At 63.0% G+C, this 22,271-nt stretch carries 19 protein-coding genes; 4 read left to right on the plus strand and 15 right to left on the minus strand.

From position 1 onward, the window contains the following. Window positions 1-5 precede the first annotated feature (5 nt). From FJ964_RS19300 to FJ964_RS19340, 9 genes are all read right to left on the minus strand, one after another. Window positions 6-1,340, minus strand: coding sequence for a dihydroorotase family protein (locus tag FJ964_RS19300; protein WP_140551869.1), 1,335 nt, complete (start codon window positions 1,338-1,340; stop codon window positions 6-8). A gap of 15 nt (window positions 1,341-1,355) precedes the next feature. Next, a complete protein-coding gene (locus FJ964_RS19305; RefSeq protein WP_140551870.1) occupies window positions 1,356-2,303 on the minus strand; it encodes a polysaccharide deacetylase family protein in 948 nt (315 codons plus the stop codon). A gap of 11 nt (window positions 2,304-2,314) precedes the next feature. Continuing rightward, window positions 2,315-3,340 carry an NAD(P)-dependent oxidoreductase gene (locus FJ964_RS19310; protein ID WP_140551871.1) on the minus strand — a complete coding sequence of 342 codons (1,026 nt, stop codon included), beginning with the start codon at window positions 3,338-3,340 and terminating at the stop codon, window positions 2,315-2,317. Window positions 3,341-3,369: 29 nt separating this feature from the next. Beyond that, window positions 3,370-4,143 carry an SDR family oxidoreductase gene (locus tag FJ964_RS19315; protein ID WP_140551872.1) on the minus strand — a complete coding sequence of 258 codons (774 nt, stop codon included), beginning with the start codon at window positions 4,141-4,143 and terminating at the stop codon, window positions 3,370-3,372. Next, window positions 4,140-5,387, minus strand: a complete 1,248-nt coding sequence (locus FJ964_RS19320; protein ID WP_140551873.1) for an MFS transporter — start codon at window positions 5,385-5,387, stop codon at window positions 4,140-4,142. Before FJ964_RS19320 ends, FJ964_RS19315 begins: the two co-directional genes overlap by 4 nt. Continuing rightward, window positions 5,384-7,465: an ABC transporter ATP-binding protein gene (locus FJ964_RS19325; RefSeq protein WP_140551874.1), complete on the minus strand. Its 2,082-nt coding sequence runs from the start codon at window positions 7,463-7,465 to the stop codon at window positions 5,384-5,386. The genes FJ964_RS19320 and FJ964_RS19325 overlap by 4 nt, the downstream gene beginning before the upstream one ends. Further along, window positions 7,462-8,343, minus strand: a complete 882-nt coding sequence (locus tag FJ964_RS19330; protein WP_224626857.1) for an ABC transporter permease — start codon at window positions 8,341-8,343, stop codon at window positions 7,462-7,464. Before FJ964_RS19330 ends, FJ964_RS19325 begins: the two co-directional genes overlap by 4 nt. Next, window positions 8,340-9,353: an ABC transporter permease gene (locus FJ964_RS19335; protein WP_140551875.1), complete on the minus strand. Its 1,014-nt coding sequence runs from the start codon at window positions 9,351-9,353 to the stop codon at window positions 8,340-8,342. The genes FJ964_RS19330 and FJ964_RS19335 overlap by 4 nt, the downstream gene beginning before the upstream one ends. Before the next feature lie 73 nt (window positions 9,354-9,426). After that, window positions 9,427-11,100: an ABC transporter substrate-binding protein gene (locus tag FJ964_RS19340; protein ID WP_140551876.1), complete on the minus strand. Its 1,674-nt coding sequence runs from the start codon at window positions 11,098-11,100 to the stop codon at window positions 9,427-9,429. Between the two features lie 497 nt (window positions 11,101-11,597). On the opposite strand from FJ964_RS19340, the gene FJ964_RS19345 reads away from it, so the two are divergent. From FJ964_RS19345 to hydA, 3 genes are all read left to right on the plus strand, one after another. After that, entirely contained in the window at window positions 11,598-14,018 is a 2,421-nt protein-coding gene (locus FJ964_RS19345; RefSeq protein WP_140551877.1) for an FAD-dependent oxidoreductase, read from the plus strand. Window positions 14,019-14,087: 69 nt separating this feature from the next. Continuing rightward, window positions 14,088-15,758 carry an ABC transporter substrate-binding protein gene (locus FJ964_RS19350; RefSeq protein ID WP_140551878.1) on the plus strand — a complete coding sequence of 557 codons (1,671 nt, stop codon included), beginning with the start codon at window positions 14,088-14,090 and terminating at the stop codon, window positions 15,756-15,758. 137 nt (window positions 15,759-15,895) lie between these two features. Continuing rightward, window positions 15,896-17,257, plus strand: a complete 1,362-nt coding sequence (hydA, locus tag FJ964_RS19355) for a dihydropyrimidinase (RefSeq protein ID WP_140551879.1) — start codon at window positions 15,896-15,898, stop codon at window positions 17,255-17,257. Between the two features lie 91 nt (window positions 17,258-17,348). On the opposite strand, the gene FJ964_RS31685 is transcribed toward hydA, so the two are convergent. The 3 genes from FJ964_RS31685 to FJ964_RS19365 form a co-directional block, all read right to left on the minus strand. Next, the gene (locus tag FJ964_RS31685) at window positions 17,349-17,834 is read right to left on the minus strand and encodes an IS5 family transposase (protein ID WP_281408265.1); all 486 of its coding nucleotides are present in this window, start codon (window positions 17,832-17,834) and stop codon (window positions 17,349-17,351) included. Between the two features lie 12 nt (window positions 17,835-17,846). After that, window positions 17,847-18,101, minus strand: coding sequence for a transposase (locus FJ964_RS31690; RefSeq protein WP_263493258.1), 255 nt, complete (start codon window positions 18,099-18,101; stop codon window positions 17,847-17,849). 81 nt (window positions 18,102-18,182) lie between these two features. Continuing rightward, a complete protein-coding gene (locus tag FJ964_RS19365) occupies window positions 18,183-18,710 on the minus strand; it encodes an amino acid synthesis family protein (RefSeq protein WP_140551880.1) in 528 nt (175 codons plus the stop codon). A 125-nt stretch (window positions 18,711-18,835) separates the two neighbouring features. Here FJ964_RS19365 and FJ964_RS19370 point away from each other — a divergent pair, with 125 nt between their 5' ends. After that, window positions 18,836-19,375, plus strand: a complete 540-nt coding sequence (locus FJ964_RS19370) for an isochorismatase family cysteine hydrolase (RefSeq protein ID WP_140551881.1) — start codon at window positions 18,836-18,838, stop codon at window positions 19,373-19,375. Between the two features lie 462 nt (window positions 19,376-19,837). Here the strand turns inward: FJ964_RS19370 and FJ964_RS19380 are convergent, their stop codons facing one another. From FJ964_RS19380 to FJ964_RS19390, 3 genes are read right to left on the minus strand one after another with little or no spacing between them, the layout of a single operon-like run. Continuing rightward, complete coding sequence (locus FJ964_RS19380; protein WP_140551882.1) at window positions 19,838-20,827, minus strand: acetamidase/formamidase family protein; 990 nt, start codon at window positions 20,825-20,827, stop codon at window positions 19,838-19,840. 24 nt (window positions 20,828-20,851) lie between these two features. After that, a complete protein-coding gene (gene urtE / locus FJ964_RS19385) occupies window positions 20,852-21,562 on the minus strand; it encodes an urea ABC transporter ATP-binding subunit UrtE (protein ID WP_140551883.1) in 711 nt (236 codons plus the stop codon). After that, complete coding sequence (locus FJ964_RS19390) at window positions 21,555-22,271, minus strand: ABC transporter ATP-binding protein (protein ID WP_140551884.1); 717 nt, start codon at window positions 22,269-22,271, stop codon at window positions 21,555-21,557. The genes urtE and FJ964_RS19390 overlap by 8 nt, the downstream gene beginning before the upstream one ends.

A 22,271-nucleotide genomic window follows, 5' to 3' on the forward strand; every position in this document is an offset into this window, starting at 1 on the left:
CTGCCTTAGCCTTCCCGCCGCGCCACTTGGCCTTGCCCCGGCCGGGTCAAAATGCCGTGGCGGACGATTTCCACGCCTCGAAGAAATACCTGCCGCAAAGTTGCCGACACGCTCCAGCCGTCGAACGGTGTATAATTCGCTTTGGATTTCTGGTCCGCGTTGCGCACGGTGAAAGTCCGCTTGGGGTCGAGAAGCAGGATATCGGCGTCGAACCCGACGGCGAGCCGGCCTTTGCGCTTGCCCAGCCCGAAACGGTCGGCGGGGTTGGCCGCGCACATCCGCACGATATCGGAGATGCCGATCAGGCCTTCGTCTGCCAGCTTCAGCATCACGGGCAGCAGCGTCTGCAAACCTGGCATGCCACCTGGAATATCGGCGAATGCGGGATAGGCGGCGGCCTTTTCCCGTGGGCTGTGCGGCGCATGGTCTGTGCCGATGACATCGATCATGCCAGAGGCAACGGCCTCGCGCAGGCGTCGGACATCTTCCGACGATCGCAACGGTGGCGAGCCCTTCAGCGCGGCTCCCTGGGTCTCATAGTCGTGCGCCGTGAAAAACAGGCTTTGTGGCGTTGTCTCGACGCTGGCATCGGCCAGATCCCGCAGGCGGTGCCACGTCTCGACGCCGAGCGCCGAATTGATCTGACGCACATGGATACGGGCGCCGGTCTCGGTCGCTGCCAGCACGGCGCGGGCAATGCCGTTGGCCTCCGCCGCCGGTGGCCTGCTCTTCAGGAACGCCGCTATGTGGCCGTCATGGTCACGTGCCATGCTGCCTTCGAGCAGCGATTGGTCGCCGGGCGACACCCCGATTGTCGTGCCGAAAGGCACCATCACCTTCAGGGCTTGCAGCACCGCATCCGTCGTCTGGAACAGAAAATCCTTTGGGACGTCGGCGGTGAAAAGCTCGAACGAGACCGGCGCCATTTCGGCCACGGCGGCGATCAGGCCAAAATCCTTGGTAAGCACGGCCTGGAAACCCACATCGACATTCAGTTTTCCGGTCGTCAGCGCCATCTTGTCGGCGAGTTGATCCGCCGTCGCCGTCCAGGGCTCGTCTGTCGGCATGTCGAGCACGGTCGTCACCCCGCCGAGTGCGGCCGCATGCGTGCCGGATGAAAAGTCCTCCTTGTGGGTCAGTCCCGGTTCCCTGAGATGCGCATGCGCATCGATCAGCCCAGGCAACAGGAAACAGCCGGCGGCGTCGATCAGGGTGCGCGCCTCGGCGGATTCTCCGGGCTGGACCAGGGCGGCGATCCTGCCGCCATGGATCGCGACGTTGCGGGGCGCTTCTCCATCGGCATTGATGATCGTGGCGCCTGTGATGAGCGTATCAAACATGACGTCTCCGCGCTGCTAGCGGCCCTGTCTGCGGGTAAAACTGTCCTGATTGTCAATCCAGTAGCGGGCGATGTCGGCCCGGCGCATGAAGATAACGCCAGGCGTTTTCTGTATATGCTCGATGACCGCCCGCAGGCCCGCAGCCCGGTTCGGCTGACCCATCCAGCGCGCGTGCACGCAGATGTTCAGCATGCGCCCGCCGGTCTCGTCGGCTTCCCAAAGCATGTAGTCGATCGCCGAGCGGCAATCCTCGGCGAAGTCGCGCGGGTTGCTGTAGCCCGGCGCGATGAGGAAGCGGCTGTCGTTGAGCGTCTTGGAATAGGGCACGACCAGGATGCGCTGGCCGCCATGGTCGACGAAATAGGGCAATTCGTCGTTGCAGGGGTCGGAGTGATAGAGAAAGCCGCCCTCTCGCACCAGCAGGTCACGTGTGTTGACACTCGGGAACGACCGGCAATTCCAGCCCAGCGGCCGGCGGCCAAGCACCTTCTGGTAGAGCGCGATCGCCTCGTGCAACTGCCGGTCCTCTTCCTCGCGCGGCATGCCGGGATAGTCGGTCCAGCGCAGCCCATGCCCGAGCAGGTCGTGGCCGCGCGAATTCATCCATTCGGCGACGGCGCGGTTCTTCTCCAGCGCCACCGCGCAGGCCGAAACCGTGATCGGCACGTTGTAGCGGTCGAAAAGCCGGGCGAGCCGCCAGACGCCGACCCGGCTGCCATATTCGAAATGCGTCTCGGTGCCGAGGTCGCGGTGCGGAGATGTGCCGTTGTTGTTGTACTCGCCCCAATTGTCGTTGCGGCCGTCGTCCAGCCAGTTGTATTCCGAGCCTTCCTCGTAGTTCAGCACGAGGTTGATCGCGACCTTTGCGCCACCCGGCCAGATCACATAGGGTGGGTTCGCCCCATAGCCGACGAAGTCGCGCGGCTGGGCGTTTGCCGGATGTGAAGCAGCGTTCGGCGCCATGGCAATCCCTCTCAATTCGTCTCGTTGGCGGAAATCCAATCCATATAGGCGTGGAAGGCTTCCTTGCCGGGGCGCGGCCGCCACCCGGTGTCGCGCATGATCCGGGCGATATCGTAGGCCCCCCACATGCCGCCTTTCAGTGACGTGTCCTGGACGATATTGGCATCGTCGCCGGCGCTGACCTCGGCCTTCAAACCTGGAACCCGCTCGCGCGTCCACCCGATGATGTCGCCGATCGTCTGGCCGCCGCCGGAACCGATATTGTAGTGGCGATAATTGAGGCGCGGCGCGTCGATCAGCGCCAGAATGGCAGCGGCGACATCGGTGGAAGTGACGTAGTCACCGACCGGTTCAAGGCTGTTCGGCCTGATCGTCTCGCCGGCCAATGCCATGTGCGCGACGCGGTTTGGAACATGGCGGAAATTCCGGCTCTCCGTGGCGCGGTCCATCGGCCCGTACACGGACGCGAGACGCACCGAGATCGCCGACAGACCGAACAGGTCGGCGTACCGATTGGCCACCATTTCGGAGGCGAATTTGGAGATGCCGTAGAGCGTGAGCGGCGCGACATAGCCGTCCTCTGGCAGCGGCTCGCCGCTCCAGTCCGGCCCGTTGTGCCGGTAGACGGAGCCGGAACTGACATAGACGAAGCGCTTCAGGGCAGGCCGCGTGCGCGCCCAGTCCAGCATGTGCACCGTGCCCATGAGATTGACGTCGACGATGCGCGCCGGGTCCTCGGCCTCAGGCTGCCGCTTGGCTTCCGAAGCGCTGCCGCGCGAGATCGGGGTGATGGTCGCACCGTGCACGATGGCCGAGATGTTCTGCCCGTCCAGCGCGGCGGACCATGTCTTCGGGTCGAGAATATCGGCGCTGACGACGGTGAGCCTATCGCGCACCGGCGCGAAATGCTTTTCGGCGGCCGCGTCGAGATTAGACCGGTCCAGGACCACAGCCCGCGCGGTCGGGTCGCGGTCGAGCCAGGCGCGGGCGACGACGCTCATGACGAAGCCGGTGCCGCCAGTGACGAGCAGGGTCATCGGATCAACCTCCAATACCGGAAAGGGGTTCAGCGTACGGCATAGCCGCCATCCACGAGAAGGTCCGTGCCGGTGACGAATGAGGCATCGGACGAAAGCAGGAAGGCGCAGGCGGCGGCGATCTCTTCAGGTTGGGCAATGCGCCCGAGCAGATGCGCCGGCCCGAGACCCTCGTCGGCCGCCTTCAGGTCCGGCCAGCGTTGCAGCAGGCGCGCGGTCGCGACAGCGCCGGGCGACAGGCTGTTGACGCGGATGTGTTGCCCGGCATGGTCGACGGCCATGGCCTTGGCGAGATGGATGAGGCCGGCCTTGGCCGCGCAATAGGCCACCGCCTTGCCGACGGCCACGCGCGCGAATTGCGAGCCGATCAGGACGATCGAGCCGCCGCCGCCGGCCGCCATCAGGGGCACTGCGAATTTGGAGACCAGGAAGGCGCCGGTGAGGCTGACGTCCAGCTCCAGCCGCCATTTGTCGAGCGCGAGATCGGCGACCGTGCCGTCGGTCGATGGGGCGGCGGCATTGTGGACCAGACCGTCCAGCCCACCGAATGCCCGGCCTGTAGTGGCGACCGCGGATTTGACCGAATCCAGATCGGTGACGTCGCAGCCGACCGCCAAGGCGTTCGATCCGAGACTGGCGACAAGCGCCTGCGTTGCCGCCATGTCGCGATCCGCGCAGGCGACGCGAGCGTTCTCCTCGACGCATCGGCGTGCGATCGCGGCGCCGATCCCGCTTGCGGCGCCGGTGATCAGAATGACCTTGCCGGTCAGGCGGCCGGGCAGGGGGGATGCAGCGGCTGTCACGGCTCGCCTCCCGAGGGCTGCACGACCACAATCCCCACCGGGCGCTGCCGCAAGTTGATGCAAGCCGCGATTGCCACCAGAATGCCGCCGGTGCCGAGCACGAACAGCATGGCCTGCGGGGCGGTGTGCTCCATGAGCGCCGCGGACAGGCCGGGCGTCAGGATATTGCTGATTGAATAGAGCAGCAGCAACGTGCCGGAAGCGGCAACCATATGACGGCTGTGCGTTCGCGAATTGGCGAAGGCGATCGCCACCGGATACACGGTCAGCGCCGTGGCGCCATAGAGGAAGAACAGCAGGAAGAGGAATGGCAGCGGCCTGGTTCCGATCCAGGCGATCGATGCGCAGAGCGACACCGAAAGCAGGCCCTGGATGAGCAGTATCACACGCCTGTCGAACCGGTCCGAGAGCCATCCGACTGGCGTTTGCGCCAGCATCCCGGCGATGCTGACGGTCGTCACCAGGCCGACGGTCGCGCTGGCGGATAGCCCGATCTTGGCGCCATAGATCGGGGTCAGAACGAAAACGTTCATGTTGGTGACGCCGGCCTGGAAGACGCTGACCACCGTAACGGGCGCCAGCCGCAGCAACTGGATGACGCCGTAACGCTCTTCCTTCGCCGGGATGTCCGGCACGGACGGTTCATACTGCGGAGCGGGCAGGGCAGGCCATGGCTTTGAGACGAAGCGTGCAAGCACTGCCATTAATACCGTGGCCGCGCTGACCCCGAACAGATGGGGCGAGTGTGCCCCGACGATCTCCAAAAGCACCTGGCCGAGCAGCACGGCGATCGCTGTTGTCATCATGTAGACGGAAAACAGCCTGCCGCGATTGTGCTGGTCAGCATAAAGATTGATCCAGCTTTCGCACACGACGAACATGGCCGCCATGGCCAGCCCTCCGAGCAGGCGGAAGCAGAACCATGCCGGCAGCAGATCGGTGAACACGAAGCCTGATGTGCCGATCGCCGCGATCACGGTTATGATGAAAAAGGCGCGCTCGTGGCCTACCCGCGACACCAGTGGACGAGCAATGAGACAACCGACGAGGAACCCGAGCGGGTAGGCGGTGAGCACCAATTGCACGTTTCGGGGCGCGATGCCCGGCGCGCTCAAGGCCAGTGACACGGCCGTCGTCAGCATGGAGCTGCCGATGCCGGCCAGGCAGATGAGCGCCATGATCGGCAGGATGGCGCGCGATCGTTCCGCCTGACGCCAGAGACGGGCCAGCGACCATGTCCTCATTCAGGGCCACGCGCCTCGTCCATGAGGGTGAGCGCGGCCAGATCCGTCTTCGGAATATGGCAGGCGATCTCGTGCGTGGGGGACATTGTGCGGATCGGCGGCGGCTCGCTGTCGCAAATAGGACCCACCTTGCGATGGCATCGGCTGGCAAAGCGGCAGCCGGCAGGAACGTTGACGGGACTAGGCGTGTCTCCGGTCAGCGTGATCCGCCTGCGCCCGGCGCCTTCCGCTTTCATGCTGCGGATCGCCGAAATCAGTGCCTCGGTGTAGGGATGGGTGGCGCCGCCGAAGATTTCATCGACCGTGCCTTTCTCCATCACCTTGCCGAGGTACATGACCACGACCTTGTCGGCGACATGGCGCACCAGCGCCAGATCGTGGCTGATGAACAGCATCGTCGCGTGGCGGGTCCGCTGGATATCGAGCAGCAGCGTCACCACCGCCGCTTGCACCGAGACGTCCAGCGCCGATACCGGCTCGTCGGCGACGATCAGCGACGGGTCGGAAGCGAAGGCGCGGGCAATGGCGATGCGCTGTTTCTGTCCGCCCGACAACTGGCTTGGCTTACGCGCCGCGAAGTCCGGCGAAAGCCGCACCATCTCGAGCAGTTCGCGCATGCGCTGGTCGATGGCTGTCTTGCCCGTGCGAATGCCGAATTTCTTCAACGATCGGCGGATGGAGAAGCCGGCGCTGTGCGAGGGATTCAGCGTCGAATCCGGATTTTGGAACACCATCTGGATCGATTGCAGCAATTGTTTAGGCCGAGAGGCTGCTTCGATCTTTGCGATGTTTTCGCCGGCCATGCGGATTTCACCCGACGTGGCGCGGTCGAGGCCGGTGACGATGCGCGCAAGGGTCGACTTGCCGCAACCGGACTCGCCGACCAGCGCGACGATTTCGGCCTTGCCGGCCTCGAAAGATACATGCTCGTTGGCCTTCAGCGTCCTGTGGTTGCTGAGGTGGTAGAGCTTGGTGACATCCGATACGGCTATTGCGGCCTCCGGCGCCGTTCTCTCTTCGGCCAGCGTCGGCAGGTCGCGGCGACCGGGGTCGAGTTCAGGCCAGCGCACGCAGCGCACCAGATGGTGCTCTCCCGCCGGTTCGAGGATGATTCCGGGCTGGTCGCACAGGCCGGCCTTGAAACCGGCGCAGCGCGGCCCGAACAGGCAGCCGCGCGGCCGCTCCGAGGGCAGCGGGATGTGACCCGGAATGGCAGCCAGCGTGCGGCTGTGCTTGCCGTGGTCGATGTCGGGAATGCAGTCGATCAGCCCTTGCGTGTAGGGGTGCCGCGGTTGGCCGAACAGCTCGCCTGTCGGCGCTTCTTCGACCAGTTCGCCGGAATACATGATGCCGACGCGGTCGCAGCTCTCGGCGATCAGGCCGAGATTGTGCGAGATGAACAGCAGGCTGGTGCCGTAGCGCTGGCGCAGCTCCCCAATCAGGTCGATCACCGCCGATTCCACCGTGACGTCGAGGCCGGTGGTCGGCTCGTCGAGCAGCAGCAGCGAAGGCCTGCCCAGAAGCGCCATGGCGATCACGACCCGCTGCTGCTGGCCGCCGGAAAGCTGATGCGGATACCGCTTCAGCATGTCGCCGGCGTCTGGCAGGCGCACGTCCTTCAGCATGGCTGCCGCCATGTCGAGCGCGTCGGTTCGGCTGGCGTCGAGATGGAGCATCGGCACTTCGGCAAGCTGCGCGCCGATGGTCTTGACCGGATTGAGCGCGCTCATCGGATCCTGATAGACCATGGCGATGCGCCGCCCGCGCATGGAGCGCAGTCTGTGTGCCGGCGCGCCGACCAGATCCTCGCCTTCGAAGCGGATGCTGCCGCCGGCGATCAGGCCGGTGGCGCCGAGATAGCCCATGATGGCTATCGCGGTCGTGCTCTTGCCGCAGCCGGATTCGCCGACCAGCCCATAACTTTCGCCCGGTCTGACCTCGAACGACAAGCTTGGCACGGCAACGACGGTCTCCGCCTTGGCGCGAAACTCGATGCGCAGGTCTCGGACCTCGAGCAGCGGGGCGTCCGCGGCTTGCCCCTTCGGCGCTGGCGCCAATATGTCAGCAGTCGGAATCATGGCTTCCAGGCTTCCCGCAGGCCGTCGGCCAGGAGGTTGAAGCCGAGCACCAGGCTGACGATTGCAATCGACGGCAGCACCGACATCAGCGGCCAGACGTTGAGCACGGTCGTGCTTTCCTTGACCATGCCGCCCCAATCGGGGTTGGGCGGCGGCAGGCCGAGGCCGAGGAAGCCGAGGATGCCGATGGTGATGATCGTGTAGCCGATGCGCAGGCAGGCATCGACGATCAGCATGCCGCGGCAGTTGGGCAGCAGCTCGACCAGCATGATGTAGAGCGTGCTTTCGGCGCGCAGCCTAGCCGCAGCGATGTATTCCTGCTCCTTCAGGCCGAGCACCAGCCCTCGCGTTATTCGCCCGATGCCCGGGGCCGAAGCGACGGTCGAGGCGATGACGATGTTGAAGACGGACGGGCCGATATTGGCGATCAGTATGACGTAGAGGACCAGCACCGGGAAGGCGAGGATGATGTCGGACAGCCGACTGATGAGGGCATCGATCCAGCCCCCGTAATAACCGGCGATCATTCCCAGCGTGATGCCGACTATCATGGCGACGGCGACGGAGAGCGGCGCCACCACCAGCACGGTGCGTGCGCCGAAGATCAGCCGCGACAGCTCATCGCGGCCGAGGATATCGACGCCAAGCCAATGCGCGGCCGAAGGCGTCGGGTCGGCGAGCGCCATCACGTCCTGTTCGGTCGGCGAGTAGAGCGGCAGGACGGGCGCGAGGATCGCTGCCAGTACCCAGAAGCCCACCAGGAATAATCCGATCATCGCGGTCGGCGAGCGCAGCATCCGCGCCCATTTCAGGCGCGTCCTGCCCGTCGGCTTGGCAGCCGTCCCGTCCATCGCTCTCTGTTCGGCCACTGCGTTCATTTCAACCTTATGCGTGGGTCAAGCAGCATGTAACCGAGGTCACCAAGGAACTGCGTCGTGACCGCGATGGCGACGGTGATCAGCGTGGCGGCTTCGATGGTCGCGATGTCGCCGAACAGGCTGGCGTCGAGCAGCAGCCGACCGAAGCCGGGATAGGCGAAGACGAGTTCCGTCACCACCACGCCGCTGATGAGGAAGTTGATCTGCAGCAGAAGCACCGTGAAAGGCGTGATCATGGCGTTGCGCAGGGCGTGGCCCATCACCACTTGGCGCGTGCTCATGCCCTTCAGCACCGCGGTGCGGATGAAAGGTTTTTCCATCACGCCGATCATCGAGACTCGGATCATGCGCGCGACATAGCCGAAGTCGTAGATGACGAGCACCGCGACCGGCAGCACGAGTTGCGATGGAATGGACCAGCCGCCGTCGGAATCCAGCGGACTGGTGCCCGGCAGCACCGGCCACAGGATGACGAACAGGGTAACCAGGAAAACCCCGGAAGCGAATTCGGGGATCGAGGTGAAGGTGATGCATATGACCGACAATGCCCGGTCGAGCACGCCGCCTTCCTTGAGGCCCGACAGGATGCCGAAGACAATCGACAAGGGCACGATCAACAGGAAGGCCAGTCCGGCCAGGATCGCCGTATTGCCGAGCCGGTCCCAGATCACATCGTTGACGGGCAGCTTGTTGAGCGTCGAATAGCCGAAATTGCCGAAGTACTGGGCGCCTCGCGGGTCCGTGAAATTGAGCCCGGTGCTGGGGTCCTGAAGCGGGTCCGGAATGACGCCGAGCAGTATGCCCGCCCAGCGGCCGTAACGCACCAGCAGCGGATCATCCGCCTTCAGCTTCCTGGTGAGGAAATCGACCTGTTCCTGGGTCGCGAAAGGCCCGAGGGATTTGCGCGCGACGCTGCCCGGCGTGAATTCACAGACGGCAAAAACAAGAAACGAAGCCGCCACCATGGTGAGCAGCATCATCGCCAGTCGTCTCGCAACGAATCTCGCCATCGGCCGGAATGTCCGCTCCTGATGCAATCGGGGTTGAATGACCGGTCGCCTCGAAGGCGGCCGGGCAAATTGGTCAGGCGGCGACGACCGCGTAGTCCTTGGCGAAGATATACTGCGAAGGATGGAGTTCGAAACCCTGCACCTTCTTGTCCATCACGGTCGAGAAGATGCGCCAGAACGGCTGCACGATCGGCCCTTCGTCCTGCATGATCAGCTCGATCTTCTCCATCACCTTGGAACGCTCCTTCGGGTCGAGGATGCCTTCGGCCTGGGTGAGCAGCTTGTCGAACTCGGCATTGGAGAAATGCGACTCGTTCCACGCTCCATTGGTGCGGTAGGCTAGGCCGAGCGTCATGATGGCGAGCGGGCGATGCCCCCATGCCGTCAGGCTGAACGGCGCGCTGGTCCACACTTCCCAATACTGGGCGCTCGGCAGCGACTTGATGTTGGCTTTGATGCCGATGTCCTTCAACTGCTCGGCCATCGCCTGTGTCGTGTTCAGTTCCCAGATCGGATCGGGCCTTGTCACGACGTCGATCTCGAAGCCATCGCCCTGGCCGGCGTCGGCCATCAACTTCTTTGCCTTCTCGATGTCGCGCGGCCATTTCGGCAGCGCGGCGTACTCGGGATGCGACGGCGCCACGTGGTGGTCTTCCGCCGACGTGCCGGCGCCGAGCAGGACCGTCTGGATGATCTTGTCGCGATCGATCGCGTAGCGCATGGCCTGGCGCACGCGCTTGTCCTTGAATTGCTCGACGTCGGGATGCATGCGCATCACGATGGTCTGCGTGGTTTCGACCTTATGGATCGCGACGTGGGGGAAAGCCTTCATCGAATTGATCTGGACCGCGTCGGCTTCCGACAGTCCGTCAACCTGCTTGGAGGCCATTGCCGCGATGCCGGCGCCCGGATTGTCGCCGAGGTCGACGAACTCGAACGTGTCGAGATGCGGCGCGCCGCCCCAATAATCAGCTCGCGCCTTGTATTTCGCGCCCTTGCCGACCGTGTATTCGACGATCTCGAACGCTCCGGTGCCATTGGCGCTCGGACCGAAGGCGCCGTTGTCCTTCGGGTCGAGAATGAACATAGGATAGTGGAACAGGTGTTCGGCGACCGCGATCTGCGGCGACAACAGGTTGAGCCGCACCGTGCTGTCGTCGACCTTCTCGATCGCCTTGTCGGACCACAGCCGGCTCGATTTCTTGGGATTGCCCTTGTCGTCCTTTTCGCCGGTGTCGTATTCCTCGACCAGGTAGCCGGTGAACAGGCCGAGCACGGAGGACCCGACAGCCGGATCGCTGACCCGCTTCAGGTTCCAGACCACGTCGTCGGCGTTCAGCGCTCTGCCGTCGCGCCATTTCACGTCCTTGCGGATGTGCAGCGTCCAAGTCTTCAGGTCGTCGCTGACGTCCCACTTTTCGAGCAGATAGGGATGGGTGATGTTGTTGCGGTCGGTGAAGGTCAGATATTCGCAGACCTGGCGAATGATGTTCGACTTCTCGGCGAAGTCGGCCAGATGCGGGTCCTTGATCTCCATGCAGCGCATGCCGATGCGCAGGTTTCCGCCTTTCGGCAAATCCTGCGCGCGGGCCTGCGTCGACGGGTCGACGAGACCGGCCATGGCATAGGCCGCTCCGGCCGAAAGACCGAGCAGCGTCGACTTGCGCAGGAAGTCCCTGCGGCTGATCGCGCCATCGTTGAGCTGATCGACGAGTGTCGGGATATACGCGTGTGGAGCCTTATCCAAGATCTTGACCTCCGAGTTGTCACAATGCGCTGGTTGGATGGGCGTTTCGGCGCTGCCGTTCGGTCGGCAAGGAACCGAACTCGCTGGCGGACGCGCAACTCCAAGGCCCGTGGTGACAATGCGTGGTCGGCGAAAAGGCTTGCCGGAAAACCGGCCTGTCCCCATGCCGCGGATGCATGTCCATAGCGGTGACTCCCATTCGTGGCGCCGTTGATACAGCTGCTCATTTCCCCACTAGAAGCTACACCGGGCACCCCTGTCCACAAACGAAGATTAATGTGGCTATGACCTCGTTTTTTTTGGCCAAAATCATAGCCGAAACCGGGATTGGCGCCCAATGGCAGGCTTTACAGCCATTTGTCGGGCTTTCTACACTGCCGATACTCGAAAAAGTGAGGGCATGCCGGCGAGCGTAAGCCGAGCCCAGCCCTCAGTCACCATCATGCCAATTGCAAATCTGCCTGCCCTCGGACCTAGAGCCAAAAGGAACACGTGAAATGCGGACCCATGCCCAGGCTGTTGTGATCGGCGGCGGTCTGATCGGATGCTCCATCCTTTATCATCTCGCGAAACATGGCTGGACCGATGTCGTGCTATTCGAGCGCGATGAACTGACCTCGGGCTCGACTTGGCACGCGGCGGCCAACATCCACGGCCTGCACGACTCCACCAACATCAGCCGTCTGCAGCATTACACGATGGCGCTCTACAAGGAGCTGGAGAAGGAGACGGGGCAGGGCTGCGGCGTCTTCCAGCCGGGATCGCTCTACCTTGCCCAGACCGAGGCGCGGGAACATCAGCTCAGGCTGCAGGAGGCCAAGGCCCGCCGCTACAAGATGAATTTCTACCAGGTCGACCGGGCCGAGGCTGAGCGCCTGCACCCGCTGGTGGATTTCGATGGCATACGCTGCATCATGTACGAACCCGAGGGCGGCAACGTCGATCCTTCGGGCGTCACGATGGCCTATGCCGCCGGCGCGCGCCAGCGCGGCGCCGAGATCCACCGTTTTACCCCTGTGACAGGAACGGAGCAGCAGCCGGACGGCAGCTGGATCGTGCGCACCACCAAAGGCGACGTGCACGCGCAATGGGTGGTCAACGCCGCCGGCCTGTGGGGACGCGAGGTCGCCGCCATGGCCGGGCTGGAACTTCCGCTGATCCCCACCGAGCACCAGTATTTCGTGACCGAGACCATCCCGGAAATCGCCAATATGGGCAGGCGCCTGCCTTCGGTCGCCGACCGCGACGGCGAATACTACCTCCGCCAGGAGGGCCTTGGCCTGCTGATCGGCGCCTATGAGCGGGCGATGAAATTCTGGGCGGAGGACGGCACGCCGCTGGATTTCGGCCATGAGCTCTTCCCCGACGATCTGGAGCGCATCGAGGAAAACATGATGCGCGCCATCGCACGCGTGCCGGCGGTTGGCGCCGCGGGCATCAAGAAGGTCATCAACGGGCCGATGATCTGGTCGCCGGATAGCGCGGCGCTGTTCGGGCCCGTTCCGGAGTTGAGGAACTATTTCTGCTGCAACGGCCTCATCCCTGGATTCTCGCAATCCGGCGGACTCGGCAAACTCGCCGCAGAGTGGATGATCGAGGGCGAGCCGACGCTCGACATGTTCGGCTGGGATCTCGCCCGGTTCGGCCACTGGGCAAGCAAGGCCTTCGTCAAGGCGCGGGTGCAGGATCAGTACAGCCACCGTTTCAAGATCCATTTCCCGAATGAGGAGCGCGCGGCAGGGCGGCCGGTGCGGACGCGACCGGCCTATGCCATGCAGAAGGATAAGGGCGCGGTCTTCGGCCTGAATTTCGGCTGGGAGCATCCGCTGTGGTTCTCGACCGACGGCGAGCCTCGAGAAGAGACGATAGGGTTCACCAGGCAGAACTGGTGGCATCCCGTCGGCCGCGAGGCGCGCATGCTGCGCGACCACGTCGGCGTTATCGATGTTTCCAACTTCGCCAAATACGAGGTGAAGGGGCCGGGTGCCGAGGCTTGGCTGAACGCACTCTTCGCCAACAAGATCCCTGCCAAGGTCGGCAAATCCTGCCTGACGCCGCTGATCGGCAAGCGCGGCGGCATTGCCGGCGACTTCACGGTGACCAAGCTCGGCGAAGACGAATATCGCATTTTCGGCTCCGGCATGGCCGAACGCTACCATCAGCGCTTCTTCAAGATGGTGCCGTTGCCTCCAGACACCACGTTCCGCTCGCTGACCGAGGCGATGTGCGGCTTTAATGTTGCCGGACCGAAGTCGCGCGCGGTGCTGCAGCGACTTACCAATGACGATCTGACGACCGAATCCTTCCCCTTCATGGCATCGCGCCGCATCACCGTTGCACGCGTCGATGTCATCGCATTGCGCGTGTCCTTCACCGGAGACCTCGGCTGGGAACTCTACTGCGAAGAGAAGGACCAGACTGCTCTTTACAGCGCGTTGCTCGACGCCGCGCGGCAGGAAGGCGGCGGGCCGGTCGGCTCGCGCGCGCTGATGTCACTCAGGGTCGAGAAAGGCTACGGCAGTTGGGGTCGCGAATATTCACCCGAATACTGGCCGCAGGAGGTCAGGCTCGACCGGCTGGTCAAGATGGACAAGGGCGATTTCCTCAATCGGGGCGCCTATGCTGCGCTGGCGTCCAAGCCGGCGCGCGACGAGTTGATCATGATCTCGATCGAGGCGGAGGATGCCGATGCCACGGGCGGCGAGCCGATCTTCCTGCCGGACGGCACGCCGGTCGGCCAGGTCACGTCCGGCGCCTATGGCTACCATGTCGGCATGTCGCTGGCGCTTGGCTACGTGAAGGCGGGCTCCGTCAAGTCCGGCGAAGCGGTCACGGTCGCGATCCTCGGCCACCCGCATAAGGCCGTGTTGCTCGACCGGCCGCCTTTCGACCCCGATGGCAAGAGACTGCGGGCCTGATTATGAAAATCGTGGCGCGCCAAAGGGTTATCGCATGATCTAGACCTGCGGCAACTGGGAGGTAATACCGTGGAAAAAGCATCGCATCCCTATATTCCTACGCTTCTCGACCAGATGAAGGACGGCCGGATCGGCCGCCGCGACTTTCTCAGGAAGGCAACGCTGCTTGGGCTTTCGGCGACGGCCGCCTATGCCATGGCGGGGCTGCCCGAGCCTATGTCCCAGGCTCGCGCCGAGGATATGCCGAAAGGTGGAAATCTGCGGATCGGCATGCGTTGCCAGGAGATCAAGGATCCCCACACCATCGACTTCTACGAGAAGTCCAACGTCATCCGCCAAGTTTGCGAATTTCTGACCTTCACCGATCGCGATAACATCACCCGTCCTTACCTTCTGGAGAAATGGGATGTCAGCGACGACTTGAAAACCTGGACGCTGCATGTTCGCAAGGGCGTGAAATGGCACGACGGCAGGGACTTCACCGCCGACGACGTCGTATGGAACCTCAAGCGTGTCTGCGATCCCAAGGTCGGCTCTTCGATGCTGGGCCTGATGACGGGTTACCTCGTCGAACAGTACGATACCGGCGAGAAGGACCACAAGGCCAACGCAAAGATGTCGAGCCGCCTGTGGTCCGACAATGCCATCGAGAAGGTCGACGATCATACCGTCAGGCTGAATTGCAAGTCGCCCCAGGTGGCGGTGGCGGAACATTTCTTCCACTACGCGATGCCGATCATCGATCCCAACGACAATGGTGCGTTCGGCGTCGGCACGAACGGAACCGGGCCGTTCGAACTCATCGAATACAACATCGGAAAGAACGCCAAGTTCAAGGCCAGGACGGACTATTGGGGCGGAGGCCCGTACCTCGACACGTTCGCCTTCGTCGATCTTGGTGACGGCGCCGGGGCCGGCATCGCCGCCATGGCCTCGAAACAGGTCGATGGCCTGTCGACTGCGGATCGCGTCGAAATCAACTCGATGAAGAGTTTCCCGCATGTTGCCGTCTACAGCGTCCCGTCGGCCCAGACGACGGTCGCGCGCATGCACCCGGAAGGTCCGTTCGCCGACAAGCGCGTGCGCCAGGCGATGAGGCTCGCCGTGGATCGCAACAAGATCATTCAATTGGCCCTGCTCGGCGGTGGAGCGGAAGGGGAGGATCACCACGTCGCCCCGTCGCATCCGGAATATGCTCCTTTGCCCAAGATCGATCGAGACGTCGAGAAAGCGAAGAAGCTTCTGGCCGACGCCGGATTCCCGGATGGGTTCGAGCACGACATGATCACGCGCTCCGAACCGGCCTATGAGGTCGCCATGGCTCAGACGCTGGTCGAGCAGTTCAAGGACATCGGGGTGAAGATCAACATCAAGACCCTGCCGAATGCCCAATATTGGGACATATGGACCAAGGTTCCGTTCTCCATCACGGGATGGAGCCATCGGCCGCTCGGCATCATGACGCTGGGGTTGGCCTACCGCTCGAACGTGGCATGGAACGAGTCGCATTTCTCCAACGCCGAATTCGACAAACTGCTGACCCAGGCCGAGGGCATCCTCGATCCGAAGGAGCGCTCCAAGGTGATGGAGAAGATCGAGCTGATCCTGCAGGACGAAAGCCCGATCATCCAGCCTTACTGGCGCGACCAGCAGACCGTGATGGACAAGAAGGTGAAGGGCTTCGAGAAGCACCCGTCGGAGTTCATCTTCGCCAAGGATTACGCAGTCGTGAAGGCCTAGACAGCGCCGGCTCGCCGTCGACTGGAAGACGGTTCACGCCCTCCCGAAATCTGGGAGGGCAGGGACCTTGCCCCTATCGGCGTCGCATCACGCGGTGCGCCCCTCTGAATTCTCACCAAGCTGAAGGTGGAAACTCCATGAGCTACGATCTGGTTGTCAAAAACGGCACGGTGATCACCGCCAATGATACGTTTCTTGCCGATGTGGCCATAAACGGCGAACAGATCGCTGCCATTGGGCAGGGGTTGGTCGGGCAGAGGGAAATCGACGCGCGGGGTCGTTATGTGCTTCCCGGAGCCATCGATGCGCATGTGCATCTGACCGACCCGCGCTACGCCCCGCTCTATACGCCGGGTGCGGATTCGTTCGGGGTCGGCAGCAGGGCCGCTGCGATCGGCGGCGTGACGACATTCGTCGATTTCGCGTCGCCCTATTCCGGCGTCAATCTCGTCAAGGAATTGGATGTCCGGCAAAAGGAGGCCGAAGGCGAGGCGGTGATCGACTATGCGTTCAACCTCACGATACGCGACACCGACCCGTCGCGAATTGGAGAATTGCACGACATCTTCGATCGCGGGGTCACCTCCATCAAGATGTTCATGGCCTATGACGGCTACCGGCTGAACGACGCCACCATCTTCAGCGCGATGGAAGTCATCGCCGAACGCGACGGCCTCGCGGTGGTCCACGCCGAAAACGACGACATCATCAGGATGCTGAAGGCCCGTCTGGCGAAGGAAGGCAAGACCGGCACGGAGTGGTATCTGTCGGCACTTCCTTCCGCGACCGAAGGCGAGGCCGTCCATCGCGTGATAGCCTTCGCGGCGCACACCGGCGCCCGCCTGATCCTCTATCACCAGACCTGCGAGGAAGGCGTGCGCGAGATCAGGCACGCCAAAGCACGTGGTCAGAGCGTGTATGGCGAGGTCTGCGTGGCCTATCTGGTTTACACCAGCGACGACTATGAGCGAACCCTGGCCAACGGTTTCTCCATCCAGACCAGCCCGCCGATACGGGAGAAGCGCCATCAAGATGCGCTTTGGCAGGCTCTCGCGGATGGCACTCTCGACATCGTGTCCACCGACCATGGTCCGCGCAAGCGGCCCCCGGGCCAACCCGCCCATGGGATATCGGGTATCGAGGCCCGTCTGGCGCTGATTCATCATTTCGGCGTGAACGCAGGCAGGCTCAGCCGCAACAGGTGGGTCGAGGTGTGCTGCACCAACCCTGCGAAAATCTTCGGCCTCCCCAAAAAGGGTCAGCTCCTGCCCGGCTACGACGCGGATGTGGTGGTGTTCGATCCGAACAAGGAATTCACGTTCTCGGCCGAGACGCTCCATTCCGACATCGATTACAGCTCCTACGACGGCATATCGGTGCGTGGATATCCGCAAATGACGATCAGCCGCGGCGAGGTCCTCGCAGATGGCGGGTCGTTCCTGGGCAAGCCCGGGCGTGGCCGGTTCATCGAACGGGGAACAGGGAAGCGCTCCTCATAGAGGTTGCGCAAATACGCCAGGCTGTCTTCGCCGCGCCAAACGCGCGGCACGCCGCAGCGCGGCGCTTGCCAGAACTAGGCTGTATCGACATTCAGTGCATCCATAGCATGGCTGCGGCGAGGTGGATGAAAGCAAGGAAGTGCAGGACGCGACGATCGAAGCGCGTTGCGAAGCGTCTGAAGTGCTTGAGCTTGTTGAAGCAGCGTTCGATGCGGTTGCGGGTTTTGTAGAGGACGGCGTCGTGCGGGATCTGCACTTTGCGGGATCGCTTGGAGGGAATGATGGCGCGCATGCCGGCGTCGGCGATGATCTGGCGCAAGCCGTTGCTGTCGTAGGCTTTGTCGGCGACTACGGCAGTCCCCTGGATGCCTTCCAGAAGCATCGGGGCAGTGACGATGTCGTGCACCTGCCCGCCGGTGAGCATGAAGCGCAGCGGCCGGCCGAATGCATCGGCAAGCATGTGGATCTTGGTGGTCAGTCCTCCCTGGGAACGCCCCAGAGCCTGGTTCTCGTCCCCCCTTTTCCGCTCGCTGCCTGCTGGTGGGCACGAACCAGGGTGGTGTCGAGCATGAGATATTCGTTGTTGGGATCATCGACGAGGGCTTTGAAGACGCGCTCCCACACACCTTTCTTGGCCCAGCGAGAAGCGGGTGTGGACGCTCTTCCATTTGCCGTATCGCGCCGGCAGGTCGTGCCAGTGGGCGCCGGAGCGCAGCACCCACAGAACGCCGTCGACGAATAGGCGATTGTCGGCGGCGGTGCGGCCCGGATCGCCTGCTTTACCCGGCAACAGCGAGGCAATGTGCTCCCACTGCGCGTTCGTCAGTTCGTATCGCTTGGCCATTCATCGCGCTCCGAATCACAGACTTCGGAACGCCATGAATCAGCACAATGCCGCGTTGAGAATCCTGAATGTAGATTGGACCTAGTCGCTAAGCCTGGGTCTGGGGCGGCCGCCATCCGACAAGGCGACGACAACCACGATCTCGTCCGCCCGTGGCGCGCTGCGCACCGCCACCGTCATTGTGTCGATGTGGTCGAATGACCAGGCTTCGTCCTTGTGGCCGAGCGGCACGTCGATCGAACTTCCCGCCGTGGCGACCTTCTGTGTCGACGAGATCAGCGCCTTGCCGCCGCCAATGAACGCCCGGATAGGCTTGCCCATGCGCGGATGGAGGATCGCTGCGGCATGTTCGATGTCTCCGCCAGGACCGACAATAGCGGCCTTGCCATAGGAGACGACGGGTTTCGAAAGAAGCATCGCCGCCTCGCGCACGAGCAGGTCTCCGAGTTCGGCGCCATAGGAGACAAGCTCCAAAAGGTCTTCGGCAGCCTTGCCTGCCAGCGGGTTCTGGACAACGGCGCAGGCGGCGGCGCGCGTGACCGCGGAGATGCTCAGCATCATCGCCGGCGGAAGCCACTTGTCCTCGCTGGACAGCCCGAAACCGTTCAACGAGCTGCTGCTGAAGTTCCGGGGCGAAGCTTACCGCTGACCCGGGCCAGAAACTTCGGCTGCCTGACATCAGCCGCACCGAAAACAAGAGCCTTTCGCGCGCCGCCACGACCGGAGACATCGACATGCACAAGCGCCAGGAATCTCCATCGATAAGCAATCGGATATTGTCCCGCCGCGGCAAGTTCCGGGTTTTCGACAAGATCGATCCCCAACGAACCGCGCTGGTCTTCATCGACATGCAGAACGGATACATGGAGCCGGGCATGCCGGCCGAAATTCCCGTGGCCCGTGAAATCGCGCCGAACATCAATGCCTTGTCTCAGGCCTTCCGGGCCGCCGGCGCACCAGTCATCTTCACCTTGAATACGATCGATGCGCAGGCGCATGCCGAGTGGTCCAACTCGTCCGAGCTGCCGGATTTCCTGGCCGGGCGGGGGATCGACACCGTGGTGATCGTCGGCACCGCCACCAACATCTGTTGCGAGTGCAGCGCGCGCGACGCCATGATGCAGAACTACAAGGTGATCGTCGTTTCGGACGCCACCGCGACCTACACCGACGAGGAACACAACAGTTCGCTGGATTCCATGCGGCATCTCTTCGCCGACGTGGTGACGACCGACGAAATTCTGGCCGAGATCGGGACACGTGCCGAAAGCTGATCCCGAGTTGTCTACGCTGGGAAACGGTCGTCGCCGGAAGAGAGTCAGATGAAACAGAAAGCCTACTGGACTGCATCCGTGCATGTCGAGGACGCGGAAAAATACAAGCAGTATCTCGACTACGTCCTCGAGCCGTTCGGCAAGTATGGCGGCAGATATCTTGTAAGGGCAGGGCGTTCGAAGGTTGTGGAAGGCCAGGGCGGGACCGTAAGTTTCCGGACTACGACACCGCGCTCGCCTGCTACGAATCCCTGGAATACCGGAAGGCGATTGCCCTTCGGAAAGACGCGTCGATCAACGATATAATTGTTGTCGAGGGCGTGCTCTCGGATCCTTTGCAATGATGGTCGCAGACTGAACGCCGATAGCACTCTGTTGCCTTCGGCGCGCAGGACATGACCGACATTGGCGATGAACCGGCCGCGCCAGTTCAGCACCGAAGATCCGGCTTCGAAAAGATCGTCACGCCAGGTAGTGCTTCAGGATGGAGGCACCCAGCGTGTATTTCGGGTCCACCATGTTGCCCAGCCTGACCCGGCCTACCTGTGTCAGAAGCATATAGGCGTCGAGCTCGGTGAAGCCGTATTCGGCGGCCATCCAGCGGACCAGTTCGCGATAGGCGATGCGGACGGCGTCCTCCATCGGACGCCCGGAACCGATCGTCATGATCGACTTCTCGTTCTCGAGCCGGGCCCATTTGAAGTTCCAGCCCTTGATGAGGTCGATCTGCACGGTCGTCACGGTCGGGTGCTCGATGGCGACGCCGCAAAGCTCGCCGTCACCCTGGTTGGCGTGGCAGTCGCCGAGATAGAGCAGGCCGCCGGCCGCATTGACCGGCAGGTAGATGACGGCGCCGGGTGCGACATCCGGCAGATCCATGTTCCCGCCGTAATAGTCCGGCTGCAGAGAGGAGATCGCCTCGATCTCCGGGGAGGTGCCGATCGTGCCGATGAAGGGCTCGTAGGGGATCGTGATCTTGTCGTTCCAGACCACGCCCTTCTTGGCATCGACATGCAGCTTCTTGACCCGCTCGGGAAGGGGTGCGTTGAGCACGGCCGTATCGCCGGTGCCCACCAGCCCCCCGAATTCGGTAATCAGGCAGGTGGTGCCGCATGGCTGTTCCCCGCGGGGGCGGACCTCCTTAATGTAAACGGCCAGGCAGTCACCCTTTTCCGCGCCGTTGACGAAGATCGGTCCGTTCTGTGGATTGAGATAGGGGAAATTCAGAAGCTTGCTGGGTACGTCCGTTTCCTTCCTGATGACGCCCTCGAACGCGTCATGGGTCTCCACCGACACCTCGGCGCCGGGATCGACCCGCAGCACCGGCTCCACATACGGTCCGTAGACATAGTGGTACTTGCCCTGGTCGGCCTCCGTCATGTTGTGGACGGTCTTGACCTTTCCCTTGGCGACGCCCCGTCTAGCCATGATCGAGTTTTCAAGCCAGGACATTTGTCTCTCTCCTTATGATCCGGCCTAGACGGCCAGGTATTTCCTGATGGTGTCGCGGTCTTCGAGTTCGTGCGGCGTCACATGCGCGACGATCCTGCCCTTGTCGATCACGTAGCAGCGCTGGGCCAAGGCCTTGATCATGTCGAGGTTCTGCTCGACGAACATGATCGTCATGCCGCTGTCCCTGTTTAGTTGCTTGATGATGCGGCCCATGTCCTGCACGATCGACGGCTGGATGCCTTCGGACGGCTCGTCGAGCAGGAGAAGTCGCGGCGATCCGACGAGGACGCGTCCGATGGCGAGCTGCTGCTGCTGGCCGCCGGACATGGTGCCGGCTTGCTGTTTCGATCTTTCCTTCAGTATGGGGAAGAGCTGGTAGATGTGCTCGTAGATGTCGGGCGCGACGCGCCCCTTCATGGATTCCCCGACCTGGAGGTTTTCCCGAACCGACATGCGGGGGAAAACGTCTCGCCCTTGCGGGACGTAGCCTATCCCGAGCCGCGCCCTGCGGAATGGCGTCAGTCCCGTCAGCTCGGTCGAATCCAGCCGGATTGTCCCCGCCATGCTGTCGACCAGCCCGATCAGGGTCTTCATCAGGGTCGATTTGCCGACGCCGTTGCGGCCTATGACGGCCACGATCTCGCCCTTGGCGACCTCGAGGTCGATGCCCTGCAGGACCGGCTTGCCGCCATAGCCGGCGCGAAGGCCTTTGATCCGGAGCAGGGCCTCAGTCATGGTTCTGTCCCAGATAGATGGCCGCGACCCGATCGTCGGCGACGATCTCGTCGATCGTGCCTTCGGCGAACAGCCGCCCGAAATGAAGGACGGAGACCCGCTGGGCGACTTGGCGAACGAACGCCATGTCGTGCTCGACGGCAAGCACCGTCATGCCCTCGGCGTTGAGCTGCTTGACGATCTCGCCGGTCATGAAGGTTTCCTCGGGGGACATCCCCGCGGTTGGCTCGTCCAGAAGCAGCAGCTTGGGTTTGAGGCTGATGGCCATGCCGATCTCCAGCCACTGCTTGAAGCCATGGCTGAGGTTGCCCGCCAGCTGAAGCGCCACCGGCCGCAATTGCAGGAAATCGAGCAGCCGCTCAACTTCCTCGTCGAGCGTCGCTGGCCCGACACGGTGCTGCAGGGCGATTTCGAGGTTCTGGCGGGCGCTCAGCGCGCCGAAAATGCCCGGCACCTGGAATTTCACGCTCATGCCCCGGTTGATGCGCTGGAACGGCTTGAGGTGCGTGATGTCCTCGCCGTCGAACAGGATCGTCCCGCTCGAAGGCTGGTGCTCTCCCAGAAGGAGTTTGAAGAAGGTGCTCTTGCCGGCGCCGTTCGGCCCGATCAGGCAGTGGATCTTGCCGGCCTCCAGCGAGAAGCTGACGTCGGCGGTGACATGAAGGCCGCCGAAGCGTTTGTTGAGTTTTTCCGTCCTGAGCAGCGCCAT

Origin of the sequence: Mesorhizobium sp. B2-3-2 (genome assembly GCF_006442295.1) — a bacterium.
In the GTDB taxonomy this organism is placed as follows: domain Bacteria; phylum Pseudomonadota; class Alphaproteobacteria; order Rhizobiales; family Rhizobiaceae; genus Mesorhizobium.

What these genes read in the sequence shown, in the direction of transcription:
- FJ964_RS19300 (WP_140551869.1), bottom strand. Translation starts at nt 1,340, where the DNA reads ATGTTTGATACGCTCATCACAGGCGCCACGATCATCAATGCCGATGGA.
- FJ964_RS19305 (WP_140551870.1), bottom strand. Translation starts at nt 2,303, where the DNA reads ATGGCGCCGAACGCTGCTTCACATCCGGCAAACGCCCAGCCGCGCGAC.
- FJ964_RS19310 (WP_140551871.1), bottom strand. Translation starts at nt 3,340, where the DNA reads ATGACCCTGCTCGTCACTGGCGGCACCGGCTTCGTCATGAGCGTCGTC.
- FJ964_RS19320 (WP_140551873.1), bottom strand. Translation starts at nt 5,387, where the DNA reads ATGAGGACATGGTCGCTGGCCCGTCTCTGGCGTCAGGCGGAACGATCG.
- FJ964_RS19325 (WP_140551874.1), bottom strand. Translation starts at nt 7,465, where the DNA reads ATGATTCCGACTGCTGACATATTGGCGCCAGCGCCGAAGGGGCAAGCC.
- FJ964_RS19330 (WP_224626857.1), bottom strand. Translation starts at nt 8,343, where the DNA reads ATGAACGCAGTGGCCGAACAGAGAGCGATGGACGGGACGGCTGCCAAG.
- FJ964_RS19335 (WP_140551875.1), bottom strand. Translation starts at nt 9,353, where the DNA reads ATGGCGAGATTCGTTGCGAGACGACTGGCGATGATGCTGCTCACCATG.
- FJ964_RS19345 (WP_140551877.1), top strand. Translation starts at nt 11,598, where the DNA reads ATGCGGACCCATGCCCAGGCTGTTGTGATCGGCGGCGGTCTGATCGGA.
- hydA (WP_140551879.1), top strand. Translation starts at nt 15,896, where the DNA reads ATGAGCTACGATCTGGTTGTCAAAAACGGCACGGTGATCACCGCCAAT.
- FJ964_RS31690 (WP_263493258.1), bottom strand. Translation starts at nt 18,101, where the DNA reads ATGGCCAAGCGATACGAACTGACGAACGCGCAGTGGGAGCACATTGCC.
- FJ964_RS19370 (WP_140551881.1), top strand. Translation starts at nt 18,836, where the DNA reads ATGCACAAGCGCCAGGAATCTCCATCGATAAGCAATCGGATATTGTCC.
- FJ964_RS19380 (WP_140551882.1), bottom strand. Translation starts at nt 20,827, where the DNA reads ATGTCCTGGCTTGAAAACTCGATCATGGCTAGACGGGGCGTCGCCAAG.
- urtE (WP_140551883.1), bottom strand. Translation starts at nt 21,562, where the DNA reads ATGACTGAGGCCCTGCTCCGGATCAAAGGCCTTCGCGCCGGCTATGGC.
- FJ964_RS19390 (WP_140551884.1), bottom strand. Translation starts at nt 22,271, where the DNA reads ATGGCGCTGCTCAGGACGGAAAAACTCAACAAACGCTTCGGCGGCCTT.